The sequence below is a fragment of the Pseudomonas sp. Sample_9 genome, from assembly GCF_004307535.1.
Taxonomy (GTDB): Bacteria; Pseudomonadota; Gammaproteobacteria; order Pseudomonadales; family Pseudomonadaceae; genus Aquipseudomonas; species Aquipseudomonas mercuritolerans.
In genome coordinates this window covers 1,807-3,778 of record NZ_RAZO01000227.1, presented here as the reverse complement: position 1 = coordinate 3,778, position 1,972 = coordinate 1,807, and the positions used below count along the sequence as shown (strand labels likewise).

Sequence of the window (1,972 nt, the reverse complement as noted above, 5' to 3'; positions counted from 1 at the left end):
AGTGACGCGGAGCGTCACGGGCTGCATTCCCACGCAGAGCGTGGGAACGATCACTATAAGAGGAACCGGGATGAAAACCCTCTGGCAACACTGCCACGTCGCAACCATGGCCAACGGCGCCTATTCGATCATCGAGGATGCCGCGATCGTCACGTCCGGCACGCTGATCGAGTGGATCGGCCCACGCACTCAATTGCCGTCCGGCGAATACCCGGCGCTCAATGATTTGCAGGGTGCGTGGGTCACCCCCGGTCTGATCGACTGCCACACCCACACCGTGTTCGGCGGCAACCGCAGCGGTGAGTTCGAGCAGCGTCTGCAAGGCGTCAGCTATGCCGAGATCGCCGCGCAGGGCGGCGGCATCGCCAGCACCGTGCGCGCCACCCGTGAAGCGAGCGAAGACGAGCTGTTCGCCAGCGCCGCCAAGCGCCTGAAAAGCCTGATGCGCGACGGCGTGACCACGGTGGAAATGAAATCCGGCTACGGTCTCGATCTGGCCAACGAGCGCAAGCTGCTGCGGGTCATCCGGCGCCTGGCCGAAGAGCTGCCGATCAGCGTGCGCAGCACTTGCCTGGCGGCGCACGCGTTGCCGCCGGAGTACAAGGATCGCGCCGACGATTACATCGATCTGGTCTGCGAGCAGATGCTCCCGGCCCTTGCCGCCGAAGGTCTGGTCGATGCCGTGGATGCGTTTTGCGAATACCTGGCGTTTTCGCCGGAGCAGGTCGAGCGCGTGTTCGTCGCCGCGCAACAACTCGGACTGCCGGTAAAGCTGCACGCCGAGCAGTTGTCCTCGCTGCACGGCTCCAGCCTCGCCGCGCGCTACAAAGCCTTGTCCGCCGATCACCTGGAGTTCATGGACGAGGACGATGCCATCGCGATGGCAGCCGCCGACACCGTCGCCGTACTGCTGCCAGGCGCGTTCTACTTTCTGCGCGAAACCCAATTGCCGCCAATGGACGCGCTGCGCAAGCACAAGGTGAAGATTGCCATCGCCAGCGACCTCAACCCCGGCACCTCGCCAGCGCTGTCGTTGCGTCTGATGCTGAACATGGCCTGCACCTGTTTCCGCATGACCCCGGAAGAAGCTCTGGCCGGAGCGACCATCCATGCCGCGCAGGCGTTGGGCATGGCGCAGACCCATGGCTCGCTGGAGGTTGGCAAGGTCGCCGACTTTGTCGCGTGGGACATCGAGCGTCCGGCGGATCTGGCCTATTGGCTCGGTGGCGATCTGGACAAGCGCGTCGTGCGTCACGGCGTCGAATCGAATCTGTAGGAGAACGGTTGTGGACAAGGTTCTGAGTTTCAAACAAGGCCGCGTGCCGCTGCTGATCAGCATGCCCCATGCGGGTGTGCGTCTGACCCCAACGGTCGAGGCCGGGCTGATCCCCGCTGCGAGAAGCCTGCCGGACACCGACTGGCATATTCCGCTGCTCTACGATTTTGCCGAAGAACTGGGCGCCAGCACCCTGGCGGCTGAGTATTCGCGTTTCGTCATCGACCTCAACCGGCCGTCCGACGACAAGCCGTTGTATGCCGGGGCAACCACCGGGTTGTATCCGGCGACGTTGTTCGACGGTATTCCGTTGTTTCAGCAAGGTCTGGAACCGTCGAAAGAGGAGCGCGCGACTTACCTGGAGCAGATCTGGACGCCGTATCACCGCACCTTGCAGCAAGAACTGACGCGGCTGAAGGCTGAATTCGGCTACGCGCTGTTGTTCGATGCGCACTCGATCCGCTCGATCATCCCGCACCTGTTCGACGGCAAACTGCCAGACTTCAACCTCGGCACCTTCAATGGCGCCAGCTGTGATCCACAATTGGCCAGTCAACTGGAAGCGATCTGCGCGCAGCACGAGCAGTTCACCCATGTGCTCAACGGTCGCTTCAAGGGCGGACACATCACCCGCCAATACGGCGACCCGGCGCAGAACATCCACGCCGTGCAGCTGGAACTGTGCCAGTCCACCTA

At 63.0% G+C, this 1,972-nt stretch carries 2 protein-coding genes; both read left to right on the top strand.

All coding sequences use genetic code 11. The features are described from left to right. Window positions 1-70 precede the first annotated feature (70 nt). Window positions 71-1,276 (top strand): imidazolonepropionase, encoded by a 1,206-nt coding sequence (hutI, locus tag D6877_RS13085; RefSeq protein ID WP_130911058.1) that lies wholly within the window; start codon window positions 71-73, stop codon window positions 1,274-1,276. Between the two features lie 10 nt (window positions 1,277-1,286). Continuing rightward, window positions 1,287-1,972 (top strand): N-formylglutamate deformylase (gene hutG, locus D6877_RS13080; RefSeq protein WP_130911059.1); only part of this gene is annotated, 686 nt, incomplete at its 3' end.